The sequence below is a fragment of the Ancylobacter dichloromethanicus genome (genome assembly GCF_018390645.1).
GTDB classification, from domain to species: domain Bacteria; phylum Pseudomonadota; class Alphaproteobacteria; order Rhizobiales; family Xanthobacteraceae; genus Ancylobacter; species Ancylobacter dichloromethanicus.
In genome coordinates, this window is record NZ_JAHBGC010000009.1 from 1 (window position 1) to 20,528 (window position 20,528).

Annotated in this window: 24 protein-coding genes; 14 read left to right on the forward strand and 10 right to left on the reverse strand. The window is 66.5% G+C overall.

Annotation, left to right across the window (positions count from 1 at the left end; all coding sequences use genetic code 11):
• Positions 1-80 precede the first annotated feature (80 nt).
• The 3 genes from KHC23_RS04860 to KHC23_RS04870 all read right to left on the reverse strand — a co-directional run bounded on the left by KHC23_RS04860 (position 81) and on the right by KHC23_RS04870 (position 2,546).
• Entirely contained in the window at positions 81-866 is a 786-nt protein-coding gene (locus tag KHC23_RS04860; protein ID WP_213370071.1) for a site-specific integrase, read from the reverse strand.
• A 649-nt stretch (positions 867-1,515) separates the two neighbouring features.
• Positions 1,516-2,298 carry an NAD(P)H-dependent oxidoreductase gene (locus tag KHC23_RS04865; RefSeq protein WP_213370073.1) on the reverse strand — a complete coding sequence of 261 codons (783 nt, stop codon included), beginning with the start codon at positions 2,296-2,298 and terminating at the stop codon, positions 1,516-1,518.
• A 29-nt stretch (positions 2,299-2,327) separates the two neighbouring features.
• Positions 2,328-2,546 carry a zinc-binding dehydrogenase gene (locus tag KHC23_RS04870; RefSeq protein WP_246544222.1) on the reverse strand — a complete coding sequence of 73 codons (219 nt, stop codon included), beginning with the start codon at positions 2,544-2,546 and terminating at the stop codon, positions 2,328-2,330.
• 81 nt (positions 2,547-2,627) lie between these two features.
• Here KHC23_RS04870 and KHC23_RS04875 point away from each other — a divergent pair, with 81 nt between their 5' ends.
• Positions 2,628-3,572 (forward strand): LysR family transcriptional regulator, encoded by a 945-nt coding sequence (locus KHC23_RS04875; protein ID WP_246544224.1) that lies wholly within the window; start codon positions 2,628-2,630, stop codon positions 3,570-3,572.
• Between the two features lie 272 nt (positions 3,573-3,844).
• On the opposite strand, the gene KHC23_RS04880 is transcribed toward KHC23_RS04875, so the two are convergent.
• Positions 3,845-4,426: a helix-turn-helix domain-containing protein gene (locus KHC23_RS04880; protein ID WP_213370075.1), complete on the reverse strand. Its 582-nt coding sequence runs from the start codon at positions 4,424-4,426 to the stop codon at positions 3,845-3,847.
• A gap of 333 nt (positions 4,427-4,759) precedes the next feature.
• Here KHC23_RS04880 and KHC23_RS04885 point away from each other — a divergent pair, with 333 nt between their 5' ends.
• From KHC23_RS04885 to KHC23_RS04930, 10 genes are all read left to right on the forward strand, one after another.
• Entirely contained in the window at positions 4,760-5,812 is a 1,053-nt protein-coding gene (locus KHC23_RS04885) for a TRAP transporter substrate-binding protein (RefSeq protein ID WP_213370077.1), read from the forward strand.
• Positions 5,813-5,816: 4 nt separating this feature from the next.
• Positions 5,817-6,368: a TRAP transporter small permease subunit gene (locus tag KHC23_RS04890; protein WP_213370078.1), complete on the forward strand. Its 552-nt coding sequence runs from the start codon at positions 5,817-5,819 to the stop codon at positions 6,366-6,368.
• Complete coding sequence (locus KHC23_RS04895; protein WP_271188576.1) at positions 6,365-7,729, forward strand: TRAP transporter large permease; 1,365 nt, start codon at positions 6,365-6,367, stop codon at positions 7,727-7,729. The genes KHC23_RS04890 and KHC23_RS04895 overlap by 4 nt, the downstream gene beginning before the upstream one ends.
• A gap of 31 nt (positions 7,730-7,760) precedes the next feature.
• The gene (locus KHC23_RS04900) at positions 7,761-8,144 is read left to right on the forward strand and encodes a RidA family protein (protein ID WP_213370080.1); all 384 of its coding nucleotides are present in this window, start codon (positions 7,761-7,763) and stop codon (positions 8,142-8,144) included.
• A gap of 7 nt (positions 8,145-8,151) precedes the next feature.
• Positions 8,152-8,721: an MOSC domain-containing protein gene (locus tag KHC23_RS04905; protein WP_213370082.1), complete on the forward strand. Its 570-nt coding sequence runs from the start codon at positions 8,152-8,154 to the stop codon at positions 8,719-8,721.
• Positions 8,722-8,742: 21 nt separating this feature from the next.
• A complete protein-coding gene (locus KHC23_RS04910) occupies positions 8,743-9,669 on the forward strand; it encodes a PDR/VanB family oxidoreductase (protein WP_246544235.1) in 927 nt (308 codons plus the stop codon).
• A gap of 534 nt (positions 9,670-10,203) precedes the next feature.
• On the forward strand, positions 10,204-10,386 hold the full coding sequence (locus KHC23_RS04915; protein ID WP_213370086.1) for a hypothetical protein: 183 nt from the start codon (positions 10,204-10,206) through the stop codon (positions 10,384-10,386).
• A 6-nt stretch (positions 10,387-10,392) separates the two neighbouring features.
• Positions 10,393-11,970 (forward strand): hypothetical protein, encoded by a 1,578-nt coding sequence (locus KHC23_RS04920; RefSeq protein ID WP_213370088.1) that lies wholly within the window; start codon positions 10,393-10,395, stop codon positions 11,968-11,970.
• Positions 11,971-12,098: 128 nt separating this feature from the next.
• A complete protein-coding gene (dusA, locus tag KHC23_RS04925) occupies positions 12,099-13,100 on the forward strand; it encodes a tRNA dihydrouridine(20/20a) synthase DusA (RefSeq protein ID WP_213370090.1) in 1,002 nt (333 codons plus the stop codon).
• Between the two features lie 50 nt (positions 13,101-13,150).
• Positions 13,151-13,987, forward strand: coding sequence for a sulfite exporter TauE/SafE family protein (locus tag KHC23_RS04930; RefSeq protein ID WP_213370217.1), 837 nt, complete (start codon positions 13,151-13,153; stop codon positions 13,985-13,987).
• 9 nt (positions 13,988-13,996) lie between these two features.
• Here the strand turns inward: KHC23_RS04930 and KHC23_RS04935 are convergent, their stop codons facing one another.
• The 4 genes from KHC23_RS04935 to bluB form a co-directional block, all read right to left on the reverse strand.
• On the reverse strand, positions 13,997-14,722 hold the full coding sequence (locus tag KHC23_RS04935) for a TIGR02281 family clan AA aspartic protease (protein WP_213370092.1): 726 nt from the start codon (positions 14,720-14,722) through the stop codon (positions 13,997-13,999).
• Positions 14,719-14,901, reverse strand: a complete 183-nt coding sequence (locus KHC23_RS04940) for a DUF1289 domain-containing protein (RefSeq protein ID WP_213370094.1) — start codon at positions 14,899-14,901, stop codon at positions 14,719-14,721. The genes KHC23_RS04935 and KHC23_RS04940 overlap by 4 nt, the downstream gene beginning before the upstream one ends.
• A gap of 77 nt (positions 14,902-14,978) precedes the next feature.
• Positions 14,979-15,761 carry an adenosylcobinamide-GDP ribazoletransferase gene (locus KHC23_RS04945; protein WP_213370096.1) on the reverse strand — a complete coding sequence of 261 codons (783 nt, stop codon included), beginning with the start codon at positions 15,759-15,761 and terminating at the stop codon, positions 14,979-14,981.
• 14 nt (positions 15,762-15,775) lie between these two features.
• Entirely contained in the window at positions 15,776-16,462 is a 687-nt protein-coding gene (bluB, locus tag KHC23_RS04950; RefSeq protein ID WP_213370219.1) for a 5,6-dimethylbenzimidazole synthase, read from the reverse strand.
• Between the two features lie 149 nt (positions 16,463-16,611).
• On the opposite strand from bluB, the gene cobT reads away from it, so the two are divergent.
• From cobT to KHC23_RS04965, 3 genes are all read left to right on the forward strand, one after another.
• The gene (gene cobT / locus KHC23_RS04955; RefSeq protein ID WP_213370221.1) at positions 16,612-17,634 is read left to right on the forward strand and encodes a nicotinate-nucleotide--dimethylbenzimidazole phosphoribosyltransferase; all 1,023 of its coding nucleotides are present in this window, start codon (positions 16,612-16,614) and stop codon (positions 17,632-17,634) included.
• Positions 17,631-18,152 carry a thermonuclease family protein gene (locus KHC23_RS04960; RefSeq protein WP_271188577.1) on the forward strand — a complete coding sequence of 174 codons (522 nt, stop codon included), beginning with the start codon at positions 17,631-17,633 and terminating at the stop codon, positions 18,150-18,152. The genes cobT and KHC23_RS04960 overlap by 4 nt, the downstream gene beginning before the upstream one ends.
• Before the next feature lie 66 nt (positions 18,153-18,218).
• Positions 18,219-18,854 (forward strand): uracil-DNA glycosylase family protein, encoded by a 636-nt coding sequence (locus tag KHC23_RS04965; RefSeq protein ID WP_213370225.1) that lies wholly within the window; start codon positions 18,219-18,221, stop codon positions 18,852-18,854.
• A gap of 169 nt (positions 18,855-19,023) precedes the next feature.
• Here KHC23_RS04965 and KHC23_RS04970 read toward each other — a convergent pair whose 3' ends face one another.
• Both KHC23_RS04970 and KHC23_RS04975 read right to left on the reverse strand, forming a co-directional pair.
• Positions 19,024-19,773, reverse strand: coding sequence for an ABC transporter permease (locus tag KHC23_RS04970; RefSeq protein WP_213370098.1), 750 nt, complete (start codon positions 19,771-19,773; stop codon positions 19,024-19,026).
• Entirely contained in the window at positions 19,773-20,495 is a 723-nt protein-coding gene (locus KHC23_RS04975; protein WP_213370100.1) for an ABC transporter permease, read from the reverse strand. The genes KHC23_RS04970 and KHC23_RS04975 overlap by 1 nt, the downstream gene beginning before the upstream one ends.
• Positions 20,496-20,528 lie beyond the last annotated feature (33 nt).

Sequence of the window (20,528 nt, forward strand, 5' to 3'; positions counted from 1 at the left end):
AGGCCTCCTTCTCGGAGACCGTGAATCACATCTCAAACAGAATTAACAGGTCCTGAGCCTAGTTGTTCGGTCCCAACATGTCATGGCTTGGTTGACGAACGAACAGCTCCGGCTTTTCGGCGCTGATGAGCTTGAGCGCTTCGAGCGGCGTCCTGAACCGAAGCACCTTGAGCTGCTTTGCGTAGTTGTAGGCGAGCAGCCGGTCCCGCACATGGCGTCGCAGGTCGTTGATCGAGGCGTAGTGAAAGGCGCTGATCGTTGCCGTCCTTCCTGCGCGGGTCCTTGCGGTTCCGAATGAGCAGCATCCGCGTTCTCGGATCGAAGTCGCGCCATTCGACGCGGCAGATTTCTTCCTGACGCATGGCCGTGGCCACGGCAAAGCGCACGATCCTTCCGACGGGAATGCTCTGCCGAGGATTCTGGTCCAACGCCGTGATGATGCGATCAAGCTCATCCTGAGTCGGTCGGCGATCCCGCTCCTTGCCTTTCCCGATCAGGCCGAGCCGCTCCAGGGCGATGCGCGCGAGATCGACGGGTTCGGTCGAGAGGGTCACGCCGTGGACCGCCGCAGCGTGGGAGAGCACGGTCTTGATATATTCGAAGTCCATGCCGATCGTGACCGGGCCAGCCCCTTCCTTCGCACGGTCCTTGCCGTATTTGATGAGGCGCTCGCGGTCGAGATCGGCGATCTCCAGGGCGCCGAGCCTCTCGTCGAGGGCGGTGAGGCCGAAGTCCTTGGAACGGCCGATCCTCATCCCCACTTCCGCCATGTCCTGGCGATGGAGAGCCACGAGATCGCGGAAGCGCTTCACGTCACGCGACTTGCGTGTAACGGCGGGCTCCCGTCGTTCGATGCGGGGCTCCATGCCGGGCGCCCGTGCCTCGGCATCCCTGCGGCGCCGGAACGTCTCGCCGACATGCGGACCGTTCCGACGGATCCGGGCTCTCCAGGAGCCGGATTTTAGTTTAGGAAGGTGGCCCCTCCGTGTGCGCGGCGTGTGCATTCGCGCGTCGCAAAATCGGAAACCGGGGCGTATCGTGGCGAATGCCGACCGCGCACGATACGACCCGACGCTTTGAAGTCACAAGAATAATGCCGAAATATCAATCATTTAGATTCTCCGTGGCCCCTATGATGGATGGCAGAAATTTTCTTTATTTTTCAATGATTTGAGCGGTGGGCGTGTGCAATTTCTGTGCACTTGGGGCGCGCTTCTTCGCGCTTTTCTTTTGTGCTCTATGCCGTCCGTGACCCCTATCATACTGTCAATGCGCGTGCCGCCGCCACCTTATTGTTTCGGTTCCTTGCCTTTGGGTAGTTCGAATCCCTCTAGCTCCGCCGCTTCGGCCGATTTCCCTCTACGACCCGAGATTGCCGCCGATCACCGCACACCACCGTGCGGATTATGAACCGCCTCCTCTACGCTATTGTCCCATACTTGCGTGCCCGGGCGGCCGAGCGTCGGTACGTGCGGGCGCGCCGTCGCGACGACCAACTGACATCGGTGTTACTCTTTATGGGTCGACCAGATCGGCAACGTGCGCGTCGAGGCCGGTTTGGCCCGGCGCAACGTGGTCGGCCATGGTGTGGCGATCGGGGAAGTCGCCGCCGTTTTGCGACCGGAAGGGAATTGGCGTGTCGGTGAATAGACCGGCGAGACGCACACGCCATGCTGCCTTGATCGCCTCTACTTCCTCCGCCGTGGAAACGTGACCCGCGCCATAGACCGCGTGCGTCGGGAGCACGTCCATGCCAGGGTAAAACAGCGCGCCATGGGTCAGCGGGAACAGCAGTTGCTCGATAGGCCCGTTGATACCCCGCGGGCCATAGTCGGCCACTGGGCCGCCTGCCTGCACATTGACCAGCGCTCGCTTGCCCTTGAGTATGCCTTCGCCAAAGCGGAACTGGTTGGAGCCGTTTTGATAGCCGTAGGCAAAGCCGAAGGCATAGACCCGCTCTATCCAGCCTTTTAGAATTGCTGGCACGCCGTACCACCACAGCGGGAATTGCAGGACCACAGCATCGGCCGCGAGCAGCTTCTGCTGTTCGGCGATCACGTCGGGCGTCTGATGCCCGTTTCCGTAAGCATGGCCTGACTCCATGATGAACGACAGCCGTTCAGGGTTGTCGCGCACTGGAAAGTCATCGGCGTCGTACACCGCCTTCCACTTCATGCCGTAGAGGTCGGAATGGATCACGGTGTGTCCCGCTGCCGACAACGCCTCAGCGGTCACGTCGACCAACTGCCGTGTCAGCGAAGTGGGTTCAGGGTGCGCGTAAACAATGAGAACCTTCATGATGGCTCACTCCTGATGGTTGGGATTTGTCAGTATTCGACGACGATCTTGCCGAAGCGGCCGCCAGTCTCCTGGAGCCGGAAGGCATCGGCGAGTTCGGCGAGCGGGAAGGATCGATCTATCATCGAGTGTCCGTGGACGGCGTCGATGCTGCGGATCAGCTCCATTTGATGCCGGCGACTGCCGACGATCAGCCCCTGGAGACGATGCGAAGGGCGATGCGGTTCGAGGGCGAGGGCTTCGGGCAACCTGCTATCCGTGTTCTCGATGGAGGCTCCATGATTTGAAGCCCGCTTGGAATATTGCGCTTCACGTTATGTTATTGAAATATGATGTTGAAATCGAACCTTCTGCCTGCTGTTATCGAACAGATGGATACCAAGAACCTCGATCTCGGCCTGCTTGTCACGCTCGAAGCCCTTTTGGCGGAAGGGAACGTCACACGTGCCGCCCGGCGCCTGAACCTGAGCCAGCCTGCTTTGTCGGCACGGTTGGCGCGGCTTCGCGACGCCCTCGGCGATCCCCTCCTCATTCCGGCACAGCGCGGGATGGTCCTGACCCAGCGCGCAGTCGAGCTTCAGCAGCCATTGCATGAGGCGCTGGAGGGTATCCGCAGGGTTGTGGCAGATGGAGCACCGTTCGACCCGGCGACCATGCAGGCCACCCTGGTCATCGCCGCGAGCGACTACCAGCAGTATGCGCTGCTCACCCGGTTCTCGGTCGCGCTCAGGACCGAGGCGCCTATGGTCCGCATCGCTTGGCGTGCCCTTGACGTGCTGGCGCTCGCCGCACAGTTGGAGCGCGGCGAGGTCGACCTAGCTCTGGCAACTCCGGACCATGCACCGGCGGCCATGCGCCAACGTCAACTCTATTGTGAGGATTACACGGTGATTGCCCGGCTGGGACACCCGGCCGTACAGGGATGTGTCAGCTTGGACGTGTTCTGTGCTTTGGAGCACGTTGTGGTGTCTCCCCAGGGCGGCGGGTTCTCGGGCGCTACCGATGCGGCACTAGAGGCCGTCGGCCGCCGCCGCACCGTAGCCCTGTCCACGTCGGGGTTCCTGATCGTGCCGGAGGTCGTGTCGCGGTCCGACATGATTGCGCTGGTTCCTCGGCGTGTTGCCGATGGCTGGTCGGATCGGGTGCAGGTGCTGGACCCGCCGCTCACCATCCCTGGCTTTACCATCGTGAGTGTCTGGCACGACCGGGCCACTTACCATCCGGCACAACGCTGGCTGCGTGAACGGCTGACGACGTTGGCCGCCGAAGGGTAATACCGACTGAACTGAATGCTGCGCACGGCGCTTCCCGTAAAACCATCGTTTTAGGAAAAGCTCGTGGTGATCGCGAATGGCAGCCTATCGCCGTTCTGCTCCGAAAGCTGACCGGAAGCTTCCCACCCCGTTTTGGACGTTTGCCCACTGCCTCGTTTAGAGGGCTATGGCGTACACATAGTTCTCTTCTTGATCACTCGCGGCCCCTCACATGCGCGTTGCGTCTTAAATGCCTTGGCGATGCGACGACGCAGAGAGCGTCCGGCAGCTACTCAGGGGCCGTAGACAGAAATCAGCACGCAGCTGTTATCGGTCAGCCGGCGGACCTTATGGCGAAGCACTCCGGGAAACTGAACGGAATCGCCCTTGTTCAGCACCAGCTTCTGATCGGCAAAACCCACCTCCACCTGGCCCTGGACCACAAACAGTACTTCTTCGCCGCGGTGGGTCGCTTCTGGCTCGTTGGCGAACTCCGCCGGCGGATACATGAGGAAGACCTCCAGCCCTGAGCTGTCGGCGCCCTGGGTCAACACTTCCATGTGGTAGTTGCCGTCATCGGCGGTCAGCGCGTCGCGATCGCCCGCGCGCGTGACGAAAATCAGTTGATGGTTCTCCGCCGCGCCAAACAGCTGCGCTGCGGAAACCTCCAGCGCCGTGGAAATCCGCAGGACGATGGCGACCGACGGGACTTTCAGCCCGCGCTCCACCCGCGAGAGATAGCCCTTGTCCAGAGCCGCGGCCAGCGCGAGCTGCGACAGCGACAGACCGCGCGCGACGCGCAACGCGCGTATGGCGCGCCCCAGGCTCACATCGGTGGTCGCCTTCATCGTCGCGGGGGCTGCAAGCGTGACCATAGGGCTCTCATACTCCTGCGTTTTTCCGGCACGCCGAGACCGCTCGAACCGCATCCTGGCCGGGCCAACTCCCAAATCGAATGGCCCGGGGACGCCAGCACAATTTCCCCACTCGGGTGCCGATTGCAAGTGGGCAGTTGTGCCGCAGTACAATGTTGGCCATTGGGCAACGGCTGAGATGATACCCCACAACGCTGTCACTCAGTGATTTGGCATGGGCATTGCTACGTAACGCTTTGGAAGCTCGAATCATTGGTTCGAGGAACTGAAAATGGTTGCTTAATAGGCAACGTTGTCTAATTTCTGGTCGGCAACAATCGAAGGGATTGCCCCATGAATCTCGCCAAACGCCTGCGCCAGGCCGCGTTGGTCATGATGGTTGCGGCCCTGCCCATGTCCGGGGCAGCGGCGGCGGACAGCACGGTCAAGTGGAAGATGGCCGCGACCTTCCCGAGTTCGCTGCCGCAGCTCGGCACTCTCGGAAAGCGCCTGGAGGATCAGATCGGCAAGGTCTCGGGCGGCAATATCGAGATCCGCTTTTATGAGCCCAACGCACTGGTCCCGCCGCTGGAGGTGTTCGACGCCGTGGCCATGGGCGCGGTCGACGCGGCGTTTTCCACTCCCGGCTTCTGGGGCGGGAAGGTGCCGGCCCTCCAGGTCTTCGCCGCCCTGCCGTTCGGCCCCGCCGCGCCTGAGTACATGGCGTGGTTCTATTTCGGCGGCGGCAAGCAGATCTTCGACGAGATCTATGCCAAGTACGGCATCAAGTCGATCATGTGCGGCATGCTCGCACCTGAGGGCTCAGGCTGGTTCAAGAAGGAAATCCTGAGCGTCGACGACCTCAACGGCATGAAGCTGCGCTTTTTCGGCCTTGGCGCCAAGGCGCTTGGCAAGTTCGGCGTCTCCGCCCAGTTGCTTGCCGCCCCGGACGTCTATCCCGCCCTTGATCGCGGCGTCATCGACGGCCTGGAATTCGTGCAGCCCGCCATCGATCTGAAGATGGGCTTCTGGCAGATCGCCAAATTCTACTATTTCCCAGGCTGGCACCAGCAGTCGACCTTCTTCGACCTGATGATCAACAAAGCCAAGTGGGACAAATTGAGCCCGACCCAGCAGGCGCAGATCGAGAGCGTGTGCGGCGACAATGTGCGCTACGGCATTGCCGAGGGTGAGGCGATCCAGCTTCCCGCACTCAAGGAGCTGCAGGCGAAGGGTGTCACCATCAAGAAGTGGTCCGACGAGGACCTGAAGAAGCTCCGTGTCGCCGTGGACGAGGTGATCGCCGAGCAGGTCGCCGCCGACCCCGATTTCGCGCGGGCCTATGCCAGCTTTTCCGGGTTCCGCAAGGATTACGCGACCTGGAAAGACATCGGGTATTTGAAGTGATCCCATGACCTTTTTGCTGGTCGCGTCAAACCTCCTGAAGGCGAGCGCACGACGGGTGGGGCAGGTGGCGGCGTGGTGCGTCGTCGCCCTCATCCTCACCGTCATGCTCGATGTCATCACCCGCCGCTTCATCGTGCTCGGCTCGACGAAGCTGCAGGATCTGGAGTGGCATTTGCATGCCGCTCTGTTCCTGCTTTGCCTCGGCTACGCCTATGTGGAGGGAGAGCACGTCCGCATCGACGTGCTCCATTCCCGCTTCGGGGCGAAGACCGCTGCAGCCATCGAGCTGATCGGCGCCGCCTTCTTCCTGGTGCCGTTCTGCGTGGCGGTGCTCTACTACGGATGGGGCTTCGTGGCCCATTCCTTCCGGCTGGACGAGGGCTCCCCCTCGCTGACGGGCCTGCCTCACCGCTGGATCATCAAATCCGCGCTCGTCATCGGCTTCACCACCCTGCTTCTTTCCGCCCTCGGCGCCATAACCGGCGCTCTGGCGACGCTTCTGGGCGCCGCCCCGCCCCGGGGCCATCACGACGCGCACCAGGAGGTGGGGCTGTGAGCGTGTTCGAAACCGCCTTGCCGCTGACCATGATGGCCGTGCTGGTGCTGGTGCTGTTCTCCGGCTTTCCCGTGGCGTTCTGCCTGGCGGGCGTGGGGCTGGTCTTCGCCTTGGTCGGCGGCCTGCTCGACATGTTCGTGCCGGCGCAACTCTTCCTGATCGTCAGCCGCATCTGGGGCTCGATCGCCGATAATCTGGTCCTCGTCGCCATTCCCATGTTCATCTTCATGGGCATCATGCTCGAGCGCAGCGGGGTGGCGCGGCATCTTCTGGAAATCCTGTCCGTCCTGATGCGGCGCGTGCCCGGCGGTCTCGCGCTTTCGGTCGTGCTCATGGGCACGATCATGGCGGCGACCACGGGCATCGTCGGTGCATCGGTGGTGATGCTGGCGCTGCTTGCCCTCCCGGTGATGATGGAGCGGGGTTACGACAAGGGCATCACCGCCGGCGTCATATCAGCCTCGGGTACGCTGGGTATCCTCATCCCCCCGTCCATCATGCTGGTCATCATGGGCGACCTCCTGGCCATCCCCGTCGGCGACCTGTTTACCGGCGCCGTCATCCCCGGCTTCATGTTGTCCGGCCTGTACCTCGTCTACATCGTCGTCATGGCGCTGCTGAAGCCGGAGCGCATGCCCCGGCTTGAAAAGACTCCTCTCGACGAAGGGCAGCGCTTCGTCGTGCTGCTGTTGAAGGGCTTCCTGCCACCCACCGCGCTGGTGGTCATGGTTCTGGGCTCAATCATCGGCGGCTTCGCCACCCCCACCGAGGCGGCGGGCGTGGGGGCGTTTGGGGCGACGATGTTGGCCATGGTGAACCGCACATTCTCGTTCCGGCTGCTGAAGGACGTGGTGCAGGGCACGGCGCTCACCAACGCCATGATCTTTGGCATCTTCTGCGGTGCGACCCTGTTCTCCTACGTGTTCCGCGAGCTGGGAGGGGATGACGCCATCGTCCATTTGATCGAGCTGCTCGATCTGCACGACTGGACGCTGCTGCTCCTGCTCATGGTCATTATCTTCCTGCTGGGCTTCTTCTTCGACTGGCTGGAGATCACGCTGATCATCCTGCCCGTGTTCCGACCGATCGTAATGGCGCTGGACTTCGGCGACGCCGTTCCCAAGGACAAGATCCTCCTGTGGTTCGCCATCGCTGTGGCGGTGAACCTGCAGACTTCCTACCTCACGCCGCCCTTTGGTCCGGCCCTGTTCTACCTGCGTCAAGCTGGGCAGGGATATCTGACGCTGGGCGAGATCTACAAGGGTATCATTCCCTTTACGTTGCTTCAGCTCACCGGGCTTTTGCTGTGTCTTCTTTTTCCGGCCCTGGTGCTGTGGTTGCCGAGTTATCTCGGTTACTGAGCTGAACATTTCAACATCAATGGAGATTGATATGTCACGCAATGTGATCACGACCGGGGACGCCGCCCCGGCGGCCGGTCCCTATTCCCAGGGAATCGTGTTTGGCGATCTCGTTTTCGTCTCGGGCCAGTTGCCCGTCGACCTTACCACCGGGGAATTGGCGGAAGGCATCGAGGCGCAGACCAGGGCGTCGCTGGCCAATCTGGAAGCGGTGCTGGCGGCAGGCGGGGCGAGCCTCGCCAGTGTGGTGAAAACCACCGTGTTTCTGAAGAACATGGATGACTTCACCGCCATGAACGCGATCTACGCCACCGCCTTTCCCGGCAGCGCACCGGCCCGCTCCACGATCGAGGTGGCGCGACTGCCCAAGGGCGCGCTGGTCGAGATCGAAGCCATCGCGGCGCGGATCGACTGAGGGCGTCATGACGGACAAAACCAGCGTGAAACAAATCGAGCCCTTCGCCCATCCCGCCGCGCAGGCGGCGATCGGCGTTGAGGGCGGCACTACGGGCTGGAAGGGCGAACTGCTCCACATCCATATCGCCCCCGCCGCCAGTTACGAGATGGAGGAACTCAGCAAGGCGACATGCGTCGCCGGGCGCGGCATCGAGGGGGACCGTTACTTTCTGGGGACCGGCACCTATTCACCCCGGCCGGATGTGCGCGAGATCACGCTTATCGAGCAAGAGGCGCTCGACGCCCTTGCGCGCAACGATCCGCCCCTTCAGGAGGGCCCGGTGGTGCTGGCACCGGAGGAACATCGCCGCAATCTCACCGTGCGCGGGGTGCCGCTTAACCATCTGGTGGGCCGGCGCTTTCGCGTCGGCGAGGTGATCCTGCGCGGGGGGCGCCTCAATTTTCCCTGCAAATATCTCGAAAACCTGCTCGATCGCCCGCTCTTCCTGCCGCTTTACAACCGCTCCGGCCTCAATTGCGGCATCGAGAAGGGGGGCACGATCCAGCCGGGTGATGTTATCGAGTTATTGGACTAGGTGATGAGTGACCGTCTAATCATGAAATTGCGGGTTGTCGGCGCAAAGCTGACGACCCCGGACGTTCTGGTGCTTGACCTGCGGCATCCCAAGCGGCCGGCGCTTCCAGCATGGACGGCCGGCGCCCATGTGGACGTCATGGTGCCGGGCGGTGTCCGCCAGTATTCTCTCTGGGGAGACCCGGAAGATCGCAGCCGTTACCGTATCGCGGTCAAGCGCGAGACGGCCGGGCGTGGCGGCTCGAAATGGCTCCATGAGCACGCGACAGAGGGCCTGGAGCTTCACGTCTCCGCTCCCCGCAATCATTTCGATCTTGATGGGCAGGTCAGGCCATGTGTGCTGGTGGCCGGCGGGATCGGCATAACGCCGATCTTCGCCATGGCCCGCGCGCTAGCAGCCGTCGGGGCGGATTTCACCCTTCACTACTGCGCCAGGAGCGCGGCTGAGGCGCCGCTTCTCGACGACGTCAGGTCGGTGTGTGGCGACCGTCTGACGACATGGTTCTCGCAGGAGGGCCGGCGCCTCGATGTGAACGCGCTTCTCGCCCAGTCGGCCGGCGCCGAGCTTTACGTCTGCGGCCCGTTAGGCCTGACGGCGGCGGTGGAGACCGCGATCGACGCCCAGGGCTTTCCCGTGGAGCGCTACCATCGGGAACATTTCGCCGCCCCGTCGGGTGCCGGCTTCGTCCCGGAGGCTTTCGAGGCGATCATCGCCTCCACCGGCCGCACGCTCCATGTTCCCGCCCACCGCACCTTGCTTGAGGTGCTCCGGGACAATCACGTCGTGCGTGGTTCCTCCTGCGAGATCGGCGTCTGTGGTTCGTGTGAGTGCGACTACCTCAGCGGCGACGTGATCCATCGCGACGCGGTCCTTGGCCTGAAGGCCCGAGGCGCGCGCCTCATGCCTTGCGTCTCTCGGGCCAGAGGTGTCTTGATACTCAATCTCTGATCAGGCGGAGCGTCCTTTGAGCGGACAGGAGCCGCGGTTGGCGGGTGATTGTTCGGACCTGCTGCCGCGCATCCGCCGCACGCGGGCGGCCTGAGGTTGCTGATGCTGCCGGCGGCCGCATTGCCAATCACGATGCGCCGTGCACACGAGGTGGGCGGCCGGGGTGATGCGAGTGACATCCAGTGCTGTCGCCCATCGATCAATTTCCTAAGCGTACGGCAAAGCCCACGCGACGAGTGACGGCGCATTCCGGCGGCTCGGACGGATTGGTGATTTCCACGTTTGATACGCCCAGTTCCGCAGGTTCGCCGGCGCAGCTACAATCTATCGGTGCTATCTTCCTGCCCACAGGCGCGGATCGTCCGCGAGCATGGGAGCTGTTCATGCTGGTCGATTCCCTTTTGTCGCAGGTGCTGATCGCCTTGGGGGGGCGGGGCGGCCGCGGAGCTTCTGCATTGGTATGCTCTGTCCCGCAAACCAGGCGAGGTCGAGAAGTACAAAGTCCATCCGATCTACTGGATCACCACCGCCGGCATGGTCGTTCTCGGCGGGTTAATGCCCGTTTTGTACCTGGAGGGTGCGGCCTCTGCCCTGCTCTGCTTCCATCTCGGTGCCGCCACTCCGGTGATCGTGCAGAAGCTCATCGCCAACGTTCCGGAAGCAGCGGCCAGACAGGGTCCGGGCGAACCGACCCTGCGGCGCTTCTTTCGCTGGTAGCTCGCCATGGAGCAGCTGGGCAGCGTGCTGTTCATCGCCTTGGACGGCGATCCGCCGGCCGGGCTGGATCTCGATCAGTTGCCAGACGTATCGGCGGTCGCCGCGAGGGTCAAGGCGGCCTTCGAATCCTTCATGGCTCCGTCAGCGACCTTCGCTGCCGGCTGTGACGGTGAGGTCATCCCGCCGGAGGCTGGGCTATTCCTCGTCTACGCCTTCGGTCATGCATGGCTGTCGGCGGGCGAGCCGCAGACGGCGATCAAGGCCGGCTCCGGAAGCCGGCTGCTCGTGGCGGATGAACTCCTCCGGTGGCTCGTGCCGGCGGCGGCTGCCGATCGCACGATCCTTTTTCTTGATTGCTGCCATTCCGCGGCATTCGACAGTTATGTCGCGGAACCCCACATTCCCCGCCTCATCGTCTATGCCTGCGGGCGCGACGAGAAGGCCATCTCGCTGCATGGTGATCAGGCGAGCCGGCTCAGCTTGGCCCTTGGGCGCGAGTTGACGCCGCGCGCGGCGCCCCTGTTCAGACCGCAGCTGTCCCGATCGACGCCGGTCGACCTCGTTCATGCCGTCGGCGAGGTCGCGAGGTATCTCGATCGGAATACGGTGCTGACCGGCCAGACGGTCGACTACCGCATGAATGGCCGCGCGATCCTCCTAGGTCGAAGCCATCATGCTGCGGCAGGCGGCCGTGAAGGAGCTGTTGCCAAGATCCGCGGCATCCTGATTGCCGGCGGGGCCACGGCAGCGATCGTGCTGGTGGGTCTTGGCTGGTTCTATTGGAGCCATGTGCTCATCGAGATCGACCTCGCTGGCCTGCCAACAATCGCGAAGGATATCCGCGTCGCCGCGAGCGAGGAAGATCCCTCCACCAACGGCAGCCGGGTGTTTGACGAACGCGGAGTCAGCGGCAACCGCGTGCGCGTGTGGGCCCCGGCTTCAAATGTGCTGATACGAATCGAAGGTCAGTATGCGGACGGCAGCGACCGTGCTTTGGCCTTTCATCTGGATGTACAGCGGGGCTTCGATCCACGCACGAAGATGGTGTCGCTGGCCCTGCCACCCGCGACCGCCGTCACCGCCCATCCGGGGATGGCCTTCGTTCCGGCAACCACCTGGTTCCATGGATTGGACAGCGAATCCCAAGCAAACGAGAGCTCCTATTGGATCGATATCCGCCCACCGACGGTTGCCTCCTACCTCGATGTCGCTCGACGACTTATGAGCGAAGGCAAGATGGAACCGTATGATTCCTATATTCTGCAGGCAATCGACCATCGGCTACGTCAGCCCGATCGAGTTCGAGCGGGAGGTGGGATTAGCTTAACTGCGCGTCCACGAAACCGGCAGCAGGCCAGAGCGGCCGATCCTCATCCCCGCTTCCGCCATGTCCTGGCGATGGAGAGCCACGAGATCGCGGAAGCGCTTCACGTCACGCGACTTGCGTGTAACGGCGGGCTCCCGTCGTTCGATGCGGGGCTCCATGCGGGGCGCCCGTGCCTCGGCATCCCTGCGGCGCCGGAACGTCTCGCCGACATGCGGACCGTTCCGACGGATCCGGGCTCTCCAGGAGCCGGATTTTAGTTTAGGAAGGTGGCCCCTCCGTGTGCGCGGCGTGTGCATTCGCGCGTCGCAAAATCGGAAACCGGGGCGTATCGTGGCGAATGCCGACCGCGCACGATACGACCCGACGCTTTGAAGTCACAAAAATAATGTCGAAAAATCAATCATTTAGATTCTCCGTAGCGCCTATGATGGACTGGACCGACCGGCATTGCCGGGCGTTCCACAGGGTGCTCTCGCGCCGGGCGCTGCTCTATACCGAGATGGTGACGGCGAATGCGGTGATCTTCGGCGACCGCGAGCGGCTGCTGGGTTTCTCGCCGGCCGAGCATACGCTGGCGGTGCAGCTCGGCGGCTCCGACCCGGCGGCGCTGGCGAAGGCGGCGGCGATCTGCGCCGAATGGGGCTATGACGAGATCAACCTCAATGTCGGCTGCCCCTCGGACCGCGTGCAGGGCGGCAATTTCGGCGCCTGCCTGATGCGCGACCCGGCGCTGGTGGCGGCCTGCGTGGCGGCGATGAAGGCGGCGGTGGCGCTCCCCGTCACCGTCAAATGCCGCATCGGCGTCGACGAGCAGGACCCGGAGATCGCGCTCGACGCGCTGGCCGACGGCGTGCTGGCGGCGGGCGCGGACGCGCTCATCGTCCATGCCCGCAAGGCGTGGCTGGAAGGGCTGTCGCCGAAGGAGAACCGCGACATTCCCCCGCTCGACTATGACCGCGTGCACCGCCTGAAAGCCCGGCTGCCCGGCGTGCCGGTCAGCCTCAATGGCGGCATCGCCACGCTGGAGGCGGCCACGGCCCAACTCGCCCATGTCGACGGCGTCATGCTGGGGCGCGCCGCCTACCAGCAGCCGGAACTGCTGCTGCGCGTGGACAGCCTGTTCTTCCGTGAGCAAGACCCGCACGCGGACGCCTTCGCGGCGGTCGTGGCGTTCGAGCCCTATGTCGCCGCCCATCTCGCGACCGGCGGCCGGCTGCACGACATCACCCGCCACATGCTCGGCCTGTTCACCGGCCGTCCCGGTGCGCGGGCCTACCGGCGCCACCTCGCGACCGAGGGCGTGAAGCCGGAGGCCGGCCTCGACGTGCTGCGCGCGGCCGTCGACGAGGTGCGCAGGGCCGAGGAGCGGCGCGCGCTGGTGGCATGAAACGGGGCCATCACCCGGTGGCCCGGAGCGAAGGTGCAGGCGGTGGCGTGATGGTGCAGGCAATTCCCCTTGAACAACTGTTGTGGCTGTCCGGCGTGCTGCTGGTGGCCGGCCTCGCCACCGGCATTCTCGCCGGCCTGTTCGGCATCGGCGGCGGGGCGATCGTGGTGCCGGTGCTCTACGAGGTGTTCGGCGCGGTGCATGTGGACGATTCCGAGCGCATGCACCTCTCCGTGGGCACGGCGCTGGCCATCATCGTGCCGACGGCGCTGCGCTCCTATTTCGCGCACCGGCGGCGCATCAAGGTCGACAACAGCGTGCTGCGGCAATGGGCGGCGCCGTTGATGCTGGGGGTGGTCGCCGGGTCGGTCCTGGCGGCGGTGTCGCCGGACGTGGTGCTGAAGATCGCCTTCGTGCTGTTCGCGGCGCTGATGTCGTCCAAGCTGCTGTTCGGCCGCGACAGCTGGGTGCTGGCGGACACGCTGCCCGGCCGCGTGCCGATGACGCTCTACGGCTTCGGCATCGGCGCCTCGGCGCCGCTGATCGGCATTTCCGGCGGCGGCATCGCCACCGTGGTGCTGACCCTCTACCGGGTGCCGATCCACACCGCCATCGCCACCTCGGCCGGGCTCGGGGCGCTGATCGCGGTGCCGGGGACGATCGGCTACATCATCAGCGGCATCCCCCATCTCGACGCCTTGCCGCCGTTCTCGCTCGGCTATGTCTCGCTGCCGGGGCTGCTGCTGGTGGGCGGCATCGCGACATTCGCCGCCCCGCTCGGGGCGCGCCTCGCGCACGGCTTCACCAAACGGCAGCTGGAAGTGGGGTTCGGGCTCTATCTGCTGATCGTCGGCCTGCGCTTCGTGGTGGCGCTGATCGCCGAGTGAGGCGGCGGGCTATTCGACCACCTTCGCCCGCATCACCAGCTTCTCGCCGCGAATCTCGAAGCTGGCGAGGCGGGAGAGGAAGGTCATGCCGAGCAGGCTGTGCTTGAGCGTGCCGGGGCTGGCGATCAGCGCCGGCACGTCGCGCTCCTCGATCGAGCCGGCGATGCCGATGCGGTCCAGCACCACCGCCGCCGCGCGGGCGCGCCCATTGGCGGTGTCGATGGGGATGTCGTAGCGCAGGAACTCGATCGGCAGGCCGACCGCGACCGCATCCTCGGGCGTCAGCACGACGCTGGAGGCGCCGGTGTCGACCAGCATCGGAATGCGGTTGCCGTTCACCTCCACCCGCACGTTGAAATCGCCGTCGCGGGCACGCGCCACCTCGACCGCCGGGCCGCCATCCCTGGCCAGCGGCACGGCATAGCCCGGCGCCAGCTCGGCCAGCACGCGATAGGCGACCGCGTGCAATTCGTAGCGGTAGGTGTAGCCGACCGCCAGCACGGCGAAGATGGCGAGCCACAGCACGGCGGCCCGCAGCGCCTCGCCGAGCCGGCCGGTGAAGGTGGCGAACACGCTGGCACCGACCACCATGAGCAGCGAGCCGTAGAAGACAAGCTGCGCCAGATCATTGGCGCCGAGGCCGGCGATGTCGCCGAATCGCGAGGCCCAGAAGATCAGGCCGATCCCGCCGGCAAGGCCGATGACCACGGTCCACATCAGGCGGTCGGCGTTCATCGCACGGCTCCCGCGATGCGGCGGACGGTCAGGCGCGCCATGATGGCGCGTCGCTCGGTTTCGCTGAGCGTTGCCCACGCGCCGATCTCCTCCACGGTACGGCCGCAGCCAAGGCAGGTCCGTCCGGCGGCATCCAGCGCGCAGACGGAAATACAGGGGGTGGATATGGCAACGGGCATTGATTCTGTACGCTCAGGACGGCTGAACCTGCCGCATTTTCCTGTCGATCCGGTTAAGCCGCCGGACGGGAAACGCGTCAGCGCGCGAAGATAAGCAGACCGATCAGGAAGGCAATCTCGACCAGAAGGGTCGCGGCTCCGGCAACATCGCCGGTCTGCCCGCCGAATTGGGCGCGCGCAAGGCGGACCACGAGGCGGAAGGCGGCGATGCCGGCCAGCACGCCGCCGACCAGCGCCGGCAGTCCGACCGTGGGGATAACCAGCAGGGCGGCGATCACAAATCCGATGCCGAGCGCGCCGCATCGGCTCGCGCCACCCGGCACCCCCGCGCTGCGGGCGAGGCCGTCGGCGCGGGCGAAGGGCAGGGCGGCGAGCATCCACAGGCCGGCGAGGCGCGAGGCGCCGGCGGCGGCCATGAGGCCGGCGGCCGCCGCCAGCGGGCCGAACGCCAGCAGCCCCGCCAGCGCGCCGATGCGCAGGGCGAAGGCGAGGATGAGGGCGCAGACGCCGAAGGCGCCGACCCGGCTGTCCTTCATGATCTCCAGCCGCCGCGCCACGTCCGCGCCGCCGAGGGCATCGGCAACGTCGGACATCCCGTCCTCGTGCAGCGCGCCCGATATCGCCACCAGCGTGGCGACGGCCAGCGTGGCGGCGAGGAAGTCGCCGAGGCCGAGCCGATGGGCGATGACCAGCACCAGGGCGCCGATCAGCCCGAGCAGCGCGCCGGCCAGCGGCAGGGCCGGGCCCAGGCGGTCGAGGTCGGGCGGGCCGTCCGTCGCGGGTTCGGAAGGCAGGCGCACCGGCAGGCGCGAGAGAAAGCGCAGCGCGGCCGGCACGTCGGGCAGCACGGGGAGGGGCATGTGGCGTTTTCCGTTCAGCGCTCGACCAGCACGTTGGCCATGGGCAGCCGACGTTCCCAGCCGGCGCGCTCCAGTTCGGGCACCTGTGAGGCCTCGGCGGGGTAGCCGATGCAGAGATAGCCGACCAGGCGCCAGCGCGCCGGCACCTCCAGCGCGTGCGCGGCCGCCTGCGGGTCGAGGATCGACACCCAGCCGACCCCGATGCCGCGCGCGGCGGCGGCCAGCCACAGCGTGTGGATGGCGAGCACGGCGGAATAGGCGACCGTTTCCGGCATGGTGGCGCGGCCGAGCCCGTGGCCGGTCTCCGGCTCCGGCTCGACGAACACGGCGAGATGCTCGGGCGCGTCGTCGAGCCCGGCGAGCTTCAGCCGGGCATAAAGGCCGGCGCGTTCCGCCGGCTGCAGCGCCAGCGCCGCGGCGTTCGAGGCCTCGAAATTGGCGCGGATGGCGGCGCGGCGGCCGGCCTCGCGCACCCGCACCAGCCGCCAGGGCTGGCTGAGGCCGACGCTCGGCGCGCGGCAGGCGGCGGCCAGCAGCGCGGCGTATTCCGCCGCGTCGAGCGGCGTGGTGCGGAAGCAGCGCACATCCCGCCGCCACGCGAACAGCGCGTCCAGCGCGTCGCGGAAGGCGGCGTCGAAGGCCGGCGGTGCGCCCGGCACATCGGCCGGGCGGGCGCCTGTCGGGGCTGAGGGAAAGGCCATGCGGGCTCCCATGAAGGCTCTCACGCGTGCGTCTCGGGGCGCGCTGCGGGGGCAGAGGGTTGCGCGTCCGTCATTGAGGGTCTACCCCGCCCTCGCGCCCGAGGCGACTTTCTTGCGTGTCCGTCGCCGTTTTGCTGCTTGAGGCTTCCATGCTGCGCTCCGCCACCGGCCTTCCCTTCGACGATATCCGCAACCTCGTCGCCCAGATGCCGGGGCCGGACGCGCCCGCGCGCGCCGCCGCCGCCGCCCGGCAGGGACAACTGGTCAAGCCGCCGGGCGCGCTGGGACGGCTGGAAGAGATCGCGATTTTCATCGCCGGCTGGCAGGGGCGGGAGATTCCGCAGTTGAACCGGCCGACCGTCGCGGTGTTCGCCGCGACCCATGGCGTGGCGGGGCGCGGCGTGTCGCCCTACCCCTCCGAGGTGACCAAGCAGATGGTCGCCACCTTCACCGCGGGAAAGGCGGCGGTGAACCAGATTTGCGGCGTGTTCGGCGCCGGCCTCAGGGTGTTCGACCTCGCGCTCGACCTGCCGACGCCGGATATTGTCGAGCGCGACGCGCTGACCGAGGCCGAATGCGCCGCCACCATGGCCTTCGGCATGGAGGCGCTGGCCGGCGAGCCGGACCTTTTGTGCCTCGGCGAGATGGGCATCGGCAACACCACGGTGGCGGCCGCCATCTTCCACGGCCTCTATGGCGGCGAGGCCGGAGACTGGGTCGGCCCCGGCACCGGCGCCACCGGCGAGGTGCTGGGGCGCAAGGTGGAGGCGGTGCGGGCGGCGGTGGCGCGGGCGAAGGGCCATCTCGACGACCCGCTGGAGGTGCTGCGCAAGCTCGGCGGGCGCGAGGTGGCGGCGATCGCCGGGGCTATCCTCGCCGCGCGGCTGCAGCGCGTGCCGGTGGTGCTCGACGGCTATGTGGTGACCGCCGCCGCCGCCGTGCTGAAGGCGCTCGACCCCGCCGCGCTCGACCATTGCCTCGCCGGCCATGTCTCGGCCGAGCCGGCGCATCGCGCGGTGCTGGAGCGGCTGGGGCTGCGCCCGCTGCTCGACCTCGACATGCGGCTCGGCGAGGGCTCCGGCGCGGCGCTTTCCATCGGCATCGTCAAATCGGCGCTGGCCTGCCATGGCGGCATGGCGACCTTCGCTGAAGCCGGCGTGGCGGGTGCGTGAGGGGCCGGTCGGCTCGCCCACGCGGCTGGCGGCCGCAGACCCTGCGCGGCATCCTGGTCGCCGTGGGGCTGATCGTCGTGGCGCTGGTGGTGGAACGGGTCATCCCCCCGCTCACCGGCGCGGTGCGGGTGGCGGATGGCGACAGCCTGGAAGTGGCGGGCGAGCGGGTGCGGCTCGACGGCGTCGACGCGCCGGAACTCCACCAGAGCTGCGGCGAGGGGGCGAAGGAGTGGCCCTGCGGCGCCGAGGCCAGGGCGGCGCTGGAGGCGCTGGTCGCCCGGGGTGCGGTGAGCTGCCGGCCGGTGGACGAGGACCGCTATGGCCGCGCCGTCTCGGTCTGTTCGGTCGACGGCGCGGATATCGGCGCCGCGCTGGTGCGGCAGGGCTGGGCGGTGGCGCTGGGGCTGGCCTACCGGGCCGAGGAGCGCGCGGCGCAGGCGGCCGGCGCCGGCATCTGGTCCGGCCGGTTCGAAAGGCCGGCGGAGTGGCGGGCGCGCCATCCACGGCCGGCGGAGTGAGGACCGGTGATGTCGTCCCGGCCGGCCGGGGATGGCGGACGGGCCGCGCGCGCCTATCTAACGCCCATGCCGCCGGACGATCTCGACAGCCTGCTCGCCGCCATCCGCGCCTGCCGCTTCTGCGTGGAGACGCCGCGCGGAAAGCCGCTGCCGCACCCGCCGCGCCCGGTGCTGCATGTCGGGCCGAGGGCGCGCATCCTCATTGCCGGGCAGGCCCCGGGCACCAAGGTGCACGCCTCCGGCCAGTCCTTCACCGACGCCTCCGGCGACCGGCTGCGCGCCTGGCTGGGCATCGACCGCGCGACCTTCTACGACCCCGACCGGATCGCCGTCGCCGCCATGGGCTTCTGCTTTCCCGGGCAGGACGCCAAGGGCGGCGACCTGCCGCCGCGCCGGGAATGCGCCGGCCTGTGGCACGACCGGCTGTTCGCGGCGCGGGCGCCGTTCGACCTCGTGGTGGCGGTGGGGGCGGCCTCGCAGGCCTACCATCTGAAGCGGCTGGGGCTGGAGCGCTTCGCGCGCGGCGGGCTGACCGGGCGGGTGGAGCGCTGGCGCGAGATTTTCGCCGCCCGCGCCGCGCCCCGGCTGTTGCCGCTGCCGCACCCTTCCTGGCGCAACACCGGCTGGCTGAAGCGTCATCCCTGGTTCGAGGCGGAACTGCTGCCGGTGCTGCGCGCCGAGGTGGCGCGGCTGCTTGATTGAGCCTCCCTCATGGATTGAGCCTCCCTCATGCCCGGGCTTGACCCGGGCACCCAGCGACCGGGCGCGCCGATTTCGCTGGGTCCGCGGGTCAAGCCCGCGGATGAGGGGTGGTGATGAAGGTGGAGCGATCCCGGATCGGCCTGCGGCGTCCGGGAGGATGTCACCTCGTTCAGCGCGACACCATGAGATGCCGGTTGAGCCGACGCTCGATGACGTTCCATACCCGGCGGATGATCTCGACCATCAGGAGATACAGCACCGCCGCCCAGAGATAGACCTCCATGTCGTAGGAGCGCGAGAAGGCGAGGCGGGTGACGCCCATCAGATCGTAGACGGTGATCACCGAGGCGATGGCGCTGGCCTTGATCATCAGCACCAGCTCGTTGCCGAGCGGGCGCAGGCCGATGGCGATGGCCTGCGGCAGGATGATCTTGCGATAGGCCAGCACGCGGTGGAGGCCGAGCGCCTGCGCCGCCTCCATCTGCCCGGCCGCCAGGGTCTGGATGCCGCCGCGCAGGATCTCCGACTGGTAGGCGGCGGTGTTGAGGGTGAAGGTGAACACCGCGCAGTTGAAGGCGTCGCGGAAGAACCACCACAGGCCGATATCGGTCAACTGCTCGCGGAACTGGCCGGCGCCGTAATAGATGAGGAAGGTCTGCGCCAGCAGCGGCGTGCCGCGGAAGAAATAGGAATAGGTGAAGGCCGCGCGGGACAGGAACTTGCCGCCTTCCACCCGCGCGATCGCCAGCGGCAGGGCGAGCGCGAGGCCGAGGAAGACCGACAGCCCGACCAGTTGCAGCGTCACCCACACGCCGTCGAGAAAGCGCAGGCCGTAGCGCGACATCAGGTCGGCGTTGAGGCCGATCAGGCCCATGAGCCAGAGAAAGCCGCCACCGAGCGAGGCGAGGAACGGGTCCATCAGTGGCCTCCCACGCGCCTGAAGCCGCGCGAGGCCCGGTTCTCCAGCACGGTGAACACGATGCTCGAAAGGCCGGAGAAGACGAGGTAGATGAGGCAGGCGACGAGGTAGAAGAAGAAGGGCTGCTTGGTCACGCCCACCGCGATCGAGGTCTGGCGCATCAGGTCGCTGATGGCGATCACCGACACCAGCGAGGTGTCCTTCAACAGCACCATCCAGTTGTTGGAGAGGCCGGGCAGGGCGACGCGCCAGAGCTGGGGAAAGGTCACCAGCCGGAAGGTGCGCCAGCCCGACAGGCCGAGCGCCGAGGCAGCCTCCTTCTGGCCCTTGGGCACGGCGCGGATCGCGGCCAGCAGCACCTCGCTGGAAAAGGCGCCGAGCACGAGGCCGAGCGCCACCACGCCGGCGACGAACTGGTTCACCTCGATATGGGCGCCCTCGACCACATAGTCGGCCAGGCGGGTGAGCAGCATCTGCCCGCCATAATAGACGATGAACAGGGTGAGCAGTTCCGGCAGGCCGCGGAACACCGTGGTGTAGAGGTCGCCCACCGCCCGCAGCACCCGCGAGCGTGAATCCTTGGCCACCGCCACGGCGAGGCCGATGACGATGCCGACCGGCAGGGTGACCAGCGCAAGCTCGATGGTGAGCAGCGCGCCCTGGGCGATTTCGTCTCCCCAGCCATGCGGGCCGAAGGACAGCAGCTCAAGGAGATCCAGCATGTCGGACGGCGCCCCCCGGGGTCATCGACGAGA

Excerpts from the sequence above, each read along its gene's own strand:
- KHC23_RS04860 (WP_213370071.1), bottom strand. The coding sequence starts at position 866 with ATGGAGCCCCGCATCGAACGACGGGAGCCCGCCGTTACACGCAAGTCG.
- KHC23_RS04865 (WP_213370073.1), bottom strand. The coding sequence starts at position 2,298 with ATGAAGGTTCTCATTGTTTACGCGCACCCTGAACCCACTTCGCTGACA.
- KHC23_RS04875 (WP_246544224.1), top strand. The coding sequence starts at position 2,628 with ATGATGTTGAAATCGAACCTTCTGCCTGCTGTTATCGAACAGATGGAT.
- KHC23_RS04880 (WP_213370075.1), bottom strand. The coding sequence starts at position 4,426 with ATGGTCACGCTTGCAGCCCCCGCGACGATGAAGGCGACCACCGATGTG.
- KHC23_RS04885 (WP_213370077.1), top strand. The coding sequence starts at position 4,760 with ATGAATCTCGCCAAACGCCTGCGCCAGGCCGCGTTGGTCATGATGGTT.
- KHC23_RS04890 (WP_213370078.1), top strand. The coding sequence starts at position 5,817 with ATGACCTTTTTGCTGGTCGCGTCAAACCTCCTGAAGGCGAGCGCACGA.
- KHC23_RS04900 (WP_213370080.1), top strand. The coding sequence starts at position 7,761 with ATGTCACGCAATGTGATCACGACCGGGGACGCCGCCCCGGCGGCCGGT.
- KHC23_RS04905 (WP_213370082.1), top strand. The coding sequence starts at position 8,152 with ATGACGGACAAAACCAGCGTGAAACAAATCGAGCCCTTCGCCCATCCC.
- KHC23_RS04910 (WP_246544235.1), top strand. The coding sequence starts at position 8,743 with ATGAAATTGCGGGTTGTCGGCGCAAAGCTGACGACCCCGGACGTTCTG.
- KHC23_RS04915 (WP_213370086.1), top strand. The coding sequence starts at position 10,204 with ATGGTCGTTCTCGGCGGGTTAATGCCCGTTTTGTACCTGGAGGGTGCG.
- KHC23_RS04920 (WP_213370088.1), top strand. The coding sequence starts at position 10,393 with ATGGAGCAGCTGGGCAGCGTGCTGTTCATCGCCTTGGACGGCGATCCG.
- dusA (WP_213370090.1), top strand. The coding sequence starts at position 12,099 with ATGTCGAAAAATCAATCATTTAGATTCTCCGTAGCGCCTATGATGGAC.
- KHC23_RS04930 (WP_213370217.1), top strand. The coding sequence starts at position 13,151 with ATGGTGCAGGCAATTCCCCTTGAACAACTGTTGTGGCTGTCCGGCGTG.
- KHC23_RS04935 (WP_213370092.1), bottom strand. The coding sequence starts at position 14,722 with ATGAACGCCGACCGCCTGATGTGGACCGTGGTCATCGGCCTTGCCGGC.
- KHC23_RS04940 (WP_213370094.1), bottom strand. The coding sequence starts at position 14,901 with ATGCCCGTTGCCATATCCACCCCCTGTATTTCCGTCTGCGCGCTGGAT.
- KHC23_RS04945 (WP_213370096.1), bottom strand. The coding sequence starts at position 15,761 with ATGCCCCTCCCCGTGCTGCCCGACGTGCCGGCCGCGCTGCGCTTTCTC.
- bluB (WP_213370219.1), bottom strand. The coding sequence starts at position 16,462 with ATGGCCTTTCCCTCAGCCCCGACAGGCGCCCGCCCGGCCGATGTGCCG.
- cobT (WP_213370221.1), top strand. The coding sequence starts at position 16,612 with ATGCTGCGCTCCGCCACCGGCCTTCCCTTCGACGATATCCGCAACCTC.
- KHC23_RS04965 (WP_213370225.1), top strand. The coding sequence starts at position 18,219 with ATGCCGCCGGACGATCTCGACAGCCTGCTCGCCGCCATCCGCGCCTGC.
- KHC23_RS04970 (WP_213370098.1), bottom strand. The coding sequence starts at position 19,773 with ATGGACCCGTTCCTCGCCTCGCTCGGTGGCGGCTTTCTCTGGCTCATG.
- KHC23_RS04975 (WP_213370100.1), bottom strand. The coding sequence starts at position 20,495 with ATGCTGGATCTCCTTGAGCTGCTGTCCTTCGGCCCGCATGGCTGGGGA.